This is a genomic window from Streptomyces sp. 13-12-16 (assembly GCF_002114215.1).
Classification (GTDB): Bacteria; Actinomycetota; Actinomycetes; order Streptomycetales; family Streptomycetaceae; genus Streptomyces.
Genome location: NZ_NCTE01000483.1, coordinates 1 through 6,933, shown reverse-complemented (window position 1 = coordinate 6,933; position 6,933 = coordinate 1). Strand labels below are relative to the sequence as shown.

The window sequence follows — 6,933 nt, the reverse complement described above, 5'->3', positions numbered from 1 at the left end:
CGCGACGCCGAGCGTGACCGGCACGATGAGCTCCGAGGCGGCGGGCCAGACGTCACCGAGGACGAACTCGCCGAGCCGGTCCGGCACCAGCAGCAGCGCCGCGCCCCACAGCAGCGCGCCGACGGCCTGCCCGCCGCCGAGGAGGAGGCAGAACGCCCCGAGCCGTCGCGGGGCCTGCCGCAGCACCCGCGCCGCCTCGGCGACGGTGACCAGCGACAGTCCCATCAGCACGGCGAGGAACGGGCCGAGCAGCAGCTCGGCGCCCCGGATCACCCCCACCGCGCCGACCCCGACGATCGCGCCGAGCCCGTACGCCCGCAACTGGCTCGAGCCGCTGACGCCGACGTTCTCGACCAGGTACCGGTAGCCGAGGTCACGGTGGTCGCGGTGCCATTCGCGCGCCCCGGCCGGCCGGGGCCGGATGCCGGACTGGAAGCAGCCGTACCCCGCGGCCACCGCGGCGGAACCGCCCCAGGCGAGCAGGAAGGCGGTCACGGTGCCCACCTGGGCCGCCACCACCATGGCCGGGACGAGCGCGACGCCCCACACGACGTCGTTGACGAACGCCTTCCGGCCGGTACCGGCGGCGAAGAACGCGTACCGCCAGGCGTCCTGCAGCAGCAGCCCCGGCAGCACGACGCCGAGACCGGCGAACGCGGCCCCCACCCGGCCGCCGATGACCGGCCCGGTGACCAGGCACACCGTGCCGATACCGGCGCCGACCAGCAGCGCGGTACCCGACGACCGGGCCACCGCCTGGCGCCAGGACGCCTCCGGCACGCCGCTGAAGCGCACCACGAGCGGGTCGGTGGCCAGCCCGCGGGAGACGTTGAGCACCACGCCGTAGGTCACCCAGGCCAGGCTGAACACGCCGAACGCGGTCAGCCCCAGCGAGCGTGCCACGTAGATGCCCACCGCGAAGTTGGACAGGCTGGAGGCCGCCTGGTCGGCCAGTCCCCAGGACAGCCGCCCGGCGACGGCCCGCCGGGCGGACCGGGCCGGATTCGTCGTCTCTTTCCCGGTGGACATCGGCGTCACGCCTTGAGCAGCCCGGCGCCGTGCAGGGCGTCGGCCGCGACGGCGACGGTGTCGAACGGCAGCCCGGAGCGCTCGGCGACGTCCAGCAGACTGTGCTCGCCGTCGGAGAGGTTGAGCACCCAGAGCATGGCCATCTGGGCCTGCTTCGCGTCGCTGCGGCCGCCGAGCGAGTCGTACAGCCCCCGCCGCCCGAGCTGTGGTTCGCCGTAGGGGCTGAGGTTGAGGTACCGCCGGTTGCGGTCCAGGACGCCGAACGCCTCGCGGCAGACGGCGAGCGTGTCCGCCATCGCCCGGGGGGAGACGAAGTCCAGGTCGTCCGCCGAGGTGTGGTACTCGGGGTAACCGGCGTACGGGGTCCGGGTGAGCGAGCCCACGCCGAGGTCGAACCCGGGCGAGCAGAACTGCCGCTCGTCGTAGCCGTACGGAGTGAACTCGACGATCCGGTGCGGCCGTTCGGAGGCGGTCAGGACGTGCCGCAGCACCCGGTCGATCTCCGCGTCGCCGCGCCTGCTCCGCTTGTACGTCAACTGCCCCGGGTCGCCGGCGCAGGCCAGCACCAGTCCGTGCCTGACCCGTTCCACCCGCTCCGCGTTGAGGGCCAGCCAGGTGATCGCCCCGATGGTGCCGGGCGCGAACAGGAACCGGTAGGTGTAGTACGGCTTGCGCTCCGCCAGCGCCCGGGCCAGGAACGTCGCCACCGCGATGCCGGCCAGGTTGTCGTTGGCCAGCGACGGGTGGCAGACGTGGCAGGAGACGATCACCTCGTCGGCGACCTGACCGGGGACCACGTGCTCGGCGTAGGTGAGGTGGCCGTCGGCGAGCGTGGAGTCGATCCGCACCTCGTACTCGCCGTCCGGCAGCGCGTCCAGGGTCTCCTGGGCCAGGCAGAACCCCCACTCCGGCTTGTAGTAGCTGGTGCGGTACGGCACCCAGGACGGGTGGTCCGGCAGGGTGTGCAGGTGCGGGCGCAGCTCGGCCAGCGGCATGGTCGCCGACACCGGCACGCTGTAGCCGAGCACGTGCAGGCTGGACGCACGGAAGTCGACGACCCGGCGGCCGGTGGCGTCGGCGACGTACGCGTCCCGGATGTTCCACTCCTGCGGCACCGTCCAGTCGAGCACCTGCGTCCCGGTCGGCACCTCGTGCACGTGCAGCGGGATGTACTCGCCGACGATCTCCAGGGTGGCGCGCACACCGTCGCCGGTGATGCTCCGGCAGAGCGGGTACAACCGCTCCACCAGTTCGTACATCTCCTCGCCGGACGCGGTCACCGGCGCCACCGCAGGGTGTCGTCGACGGTGCCGGCGTCGGACGCCGCGCGCAGCACGGCGAGGCGGGTGAAGCGCCGCTCGAAGTCCTCCCGGGTCAGCCCGTGCTTCCGGTAGGCGTCGGCGAGTTCGAGCGCGCCCCGCTTCACCGTCCACTCGCAGTCGAAGCCGGGCACCGCGGCGCGGAAGCGGGAGAAGTCCACCCGGTACGACCGCGGATCGGCACCGGTCTCCCCGGTGATCACCACCTTCGAGCCGGGTACCGCCTCGGCGACCTGCCCGGCGATCTCGGCGACCGTGACGTTGTTGACCTCGCTGCCGATGTTGAACGCCCGGTCGTGCACCGCCTCCCGCGGCGCGGTCAGCGCCGCCGTGAAGGCCCGCGCGATGTCGGCGGCGTGCACCAGCGGGCGCCAGGGGGTGCCGTCGGAGAGCACGAGCACCTCACCGGACAGGAGGGCGTGGCCCACCAGGTTGTTCAGCACGATGTCGGCGCGCAGCCGGGGCGAGTACCCGAAGGCGGTGGCGTTGCGCATGTACACCGGGCTGAAGTCGCCGTCGCAGAGCGTGTGCAGGTCGTCCTCCACCCGCACCTTGGACTCCGCGTACGGCGTCACCGGGCGCAGCGGGGCGTCCTCGGTCACCAGCTCGCCACCGCCGGCGGCGCCGTAGACCGAGCAGGTCGACGCGTACAGGAAACGCTGCACCCCGGCGTCGCGGGCCAGCCGGGCGAGCCGTACGGAGGCGTGGTGGTTGATGTCGTAGGTGAGCTCCGGCGCCAGCGATCCCAGCGGGTCGTTGGACAGGGCGGCCAGGTGGATCACGGCGTCCACCCCGGCCAGGTGGTCGGCCGTGACGTCGCGCAGGTCCACCCGCCGTCCCGGCGGGTCGGCGGGCGCCGGGCCCAGCAGGCAGTCGGCGAACAGGCCGGCGTCGAGGCCGACGACCTCGTGTCCGGCGGCCGTGAGGACCGGGGCCATCACGGTGCCCAGGTAGCCCTGGTGTCCGGTGAGCAGTACGCGCAAGGTTCAATCCCCCAGGTCGAGAGTGAGTTTGGTGACGGCGAACGCCTCGGCGTAGCGCGCGTGGCATTCGATGCCGCGGATCCGGGCGAGACCGAGGAAGGCCTCCCGGTCGTACCAGGGCCGGTGCCGCTGCGAGGGGTAGTGCTCCTGCAGCAGCCGCACCTTCTGTTCGGCGGTCTCCGGTGACAGCGGCTGGTACGCCGCCATACGGCCGAGATCGCCGTCCCACTTGACGATCTCGTAGCCGAGCACGAGGTGGTCGCGGAACGCGGTGGTCATCAGCCGCGCCAGGCCGCGGTGGTCCTGGTGCGCGTCGTCGGCGCGCGGGGCGAGGACCAGCTCCGGCTCGGTCCGCGCCCGCAGCTCCTCGACCGCTGCCTTGGCCTCCTCCCAGTGCGCAGGCATCCGGCCGTCCGGCAGCTTGAGCACGGTCAGCCGCAGGTCGGCGCCCGGGCAGAAGGCGGCGAGCGCGGCCCGCTCCTCCTGCTCCCGCTCGCCGCCACCGCCGGAGAGCACCAGCGCGTCGACGCGCAGCCCCGGCCGGGCGAGGCACATCGCGAGCAGCGTGCCACCGGCGCCGATGGCGATGTCGTCGCAGTGCGCGCCCACCGCGACGACCCGGTCCAGGCGCCCGGCGCCGAGCCGGATCACGCGCTCACCCCCGCGCCGTCCCGCTCCCACACGGCCCACGGGCGGTCGCCCCTGGCGTAGGCGGCGTCGAGCGCGGCCCGCTCCTTGACGGTGTCGGTCGGCTTCCAGAAGCCGCGGTGCCGGTGCGCCACCAGCCGCCCCTGCTTGGCCAGCCCCGCGCACCCGTCGGCGACCAGGTCCCCGTCCTCGGGGATGTGGTCGAAGACCTCCTGGCGGAGCACGAAGTAGCCGCCGTTCTCCCACAGCGGCAGTTCGCTCACCGCGGTGATGCCCCCCACCAGGCCGTCCTCGCCCAGCTCCACGCAGTGGAACGAGGACTGCGGCGGCACCACCATCATCGACGCGCCGGCGTCGCGCCGGGCGAACCTCTCGATCATCTCCGGCAGCGGGGCGTCGGTGAGCACGTCGGCGTAGTTGGCGAGGAACATCTCGTCGCCGTCCAGGTGGTGCCGCACCCGGCGCAGCCGCTCCCCGATCGGCGACTCGATGCCGGTCTGCGCGAACGTGATCGTCCAGTCGGAGATGTCGGTGGAGAGCAGCTCGGTGCGTCCGCCGCGCAGCACGAAGTCGTTGGACGTCGTCTCCTCGTAGTTGAGGAAGAAGTCCTTGATGTGGTGGGCCCCGTAGCCGAGGCACAGGATGAACTCCGTGTGCCCGAAGTGCGCGTAGTAGCGCATGACGTGCCAGATCAGCGGCCGGGGGCCGACCATCGCCATCGGCTTGGGCACGTCGTCCGCGGCGCCGCTGCGCATCCGCATCCCGTAACCGCCGCAGAACAGTACGACCTTCATGCTGTGACCTTTCGGGACGCGGCCTCGACGATGCTCAGTTCCGGTATGGGGAAGACCAGCCGGCCGCCCCACTCGTGCACGAAGGACAACTGCTCGACCAGCTCGGCCCGCAGGTTCCACGGCAGGACGAGGACCCAGTCCGGCCGGTCGGCGGCGATCCGCTCGGGCTCCAGGACCGGGATGCGGGTGCCCGGGGTGAACCTGCCGTGCTTGTAGGGGTTGCGGTCGACCGTGTACGGGAGCAGGTCGGGCCGGATGCCGCAGTGGTTGAGCAGGGTGTTGCCCTTGCCGGGTGCGCCGTAGCCGACGACCGTCTCGCCGCGCTCCGCCGCCTCGATGAGGAACTTGAGGAGGTCCCGGCGCACCTTGGCCACCCGGGCGGAGAACTCGGCGTACCCGGACAGTTCCTGCAGCCCGGCGGCCTTCTCCCGGGCCAGCACGTCGGCCACCCGCTGCGCCGGCTCGCCGGCCGCCTCGGCCGGCCGGGCCCACAGCCGGACGGACCCGCCGTGCGTGGGCAGCAACTCGACGTCCACGAGCGTGAGTCCGCCGCTCGCCAGCGCCCGGATCGCGGACGCGACCGTGTAGTACTGGAAGTGCTCGTGGTAGATCGTGTCGTACTGGTTCTCCTCGATCAGCGTCAGCAGGTGCTGCACCTCGATGGAGACCCAGCCGTCGTCGGCGACCAGGGCGCGCAGGCCCCGGGTGAACCCGACGATGTCGGGGATGTGCGCGTACACGTTGTTGGCCACGACCAGGTCCGCCGGGCCGTGCTCGGCGCGGACGGCCGAACCGGTGTCCGGGCTCAGGAACTCCGTGAGCGTGGGCACCCCCGCCTCGCGCGCCGCGGCGCCGACGTTCACCGACGGCTCGATGCCCAGGCAGCGGATGCCCCGGTCCACCACGTGCCTCAGCAGGTACCCGTCGTTGCTCGCGACCTCCACCACGAAGGCGTCGGGGCCGAGCCCCACCCGCGCCGCGGCGTCCGCGACGAACGTGCGCGCGTGCTCCACCCAGGAGGTGGAGTAGGAGGAGAAGTACGCGTACTCCTCGAACGTCTCCTCCGGCGTGATCAGCGGAGGGATCTGCGCCAGCCAGCAGTCGGTGCAGACCCGCAGGTGCAGCGGGTACGCGGGCTCCGGCCGGTCCAGTTGGTCCGCGGCGAGGAAGCTCTCGCACGGTGGTGTCGCCCCGAGATCGACGACGCTCGCCATCGCTTCCGAGCCGCAGAGTCGGCATCGTGTCATCTGCTGTCCCCATCCCCCCTGCCCGCGCGGGTGTCCCCGCCGCGGGCCAGTGCCGACCGCACCGCGATCGCGGTGCGGTACCCGTCCACCAGGCGCTCCAGGCCGACGGCAGGGCTGAAACCCCGCTCGTACCGATGCCTGGCCGCCCGGCCCATCTCCCGGCCCAGGTCCGGGTCGGCCGCGATCCGGCGTATGCCGGACGCGAGCGAGGCGGCCTCGCCCGGCCGGTGCAGCAGCCCGGTCACCCCGTCCTCGACGAGTTCGGTGAAGGCGCCGTGACCGGCGGCGACGGTCGGCACTCCGGCCGCCATCGCCTCCACGACCACCAGGCCGAACGCCTCCAGCCACGTCGAGGGGGCCACCACGGCCACCGATCGTGCGATCGCCCGCCGGCATTCCTCGGTGTCGTACAGGCCGGCGTACCGCACGTCGTCCCGGCCGGCCGCCCAGGCGGTCACCTCCGGCTCCAGCGGCCCCGCGCCGGCGATCACCAGCGGCACGCCCAGACCGCCGCCGGCGGCGATCTCGTCCCACGCGACCATGAGCAGCCGCACGCCCTTGGCCTCGGCGAGCCGGCCGAGGTAGAGCACGTGCTCCCCGGCGCCCGAGCGGCGGAGGTCCGTGTCGGGCACGAAGTTGTGCTTCACCGCCAGCCGCTCGGCCGGCATGCCGGCCCGCACCAGGACGTCGCGCTGCGCCGCGGAGATGCAGAAGAACCGCTCCACGCCGGACCACCACCGCCGCCGGTTGACCGACAGGCTGACCGCGAGCGGCACCGTCGCCAGCCGGGAGCCGCGGTAGCAGCCGTGCCGGACGGCGGGCAGCGGCGCGGACCCGACGCACTCGGCGCACGGCCGGCCGTCCCGCTGGAGCGTGCCGGGCGGGCAGACCTGGGTGTAGTTGTGCAGCGTGG

At 73.1% G+C, this 6,933-nt stretch carries 7 protein-coding genes; all 7 read right to left on the bottom strand.

Annotation, left to right across the window (positions count from 1 at the left end):
* Window positions 1-1,029: hypothetical protein (locus tag B7767_RS19210; protein ID WP_085573257.1), on the bottom strand; the 1,029-nt coding region annotated here is incomplete at its 3' end.
* Window positions 1,030-1,034: 5 nt separating this feature from the next.
* Window positions 1,035-2,318 carry a DUF4910 domain-containing protein gene (locus B7767_RS19205; RefSeq protein WP_085573256.1) on the bottom strand — a complete coding sequence of 428 codons (1,284 nt, stop codon included), beginning with the start codon at window positions 2,316-2,318 and terminating at the stop codon, window positions 1,035-1,037.
* A complete protein-coding gene (locus tag B7767_RS19200; protein WP_085573255.1) occupies window positions 2,306-3,331 on the bottom strand; it encodes an NAD(P)-dependent oxidoreductase in 1,026 nt (341 codons plus the stop codon). The genes B7767_RS19205 and B7767_RS19200 overlap by 13 nt, the downstream gene beginning before the upstream one ends.
* A gap of 3 nt (window positions 3,332-3,334) precedes the next feature.
* Window positions 3,335-3,982 carry a PIG-L deacetylase family protein gene (locus tag B7767_RS19195; protein ID WP_085573254.1) on the bottom strand — a complete coding sequence of 216 codons (648 nt, stop codon included), beginning with the start codon at window positions 3,980-3,982 and terminating at the stop codon, window positions 3,335-3,337.
* Window positions 3,979-4,773: a glucose-1-phosphate cytidylyltransferase gene (locus B7767_RS19190; RefSeq protein ID WP_085573253.1), complete on the bottom strand. Its 795-nt coding sequence runs from the start codon at window positions 4,771-4,773 to the stop codon at window positions 3,979-3,981. The genes B7767_RS19195 and B7767_RS19190 overlap by 4 nt, the downstream gene beginning before the upstream one ends.
* A complete protein-coding gene (locus B7767_RS19185) occupies window positions 4,770-6,020 on the bottom strand; it encodes a class I SAM-dependent methyltransferase (protein WP_085573252.1) in 1,251 nt (416 codons plus the stop codon). Before B7767_RS19185 ends, B7767_RS19190 begins: the two co-directional genes overlap by 4 nt.
* A partial coding sequence (locus B7767_RS19180) for a glycosyltransferase family 4 protein (RefSeq protein WP_085573251.1) occupies window positions 6,017-6,933 on the bottom strand: 917 nt, incomplete at its 5' end. The genes B7767_RS19180 and B7767_RS19185, both read right to left, overlap by 4 nt.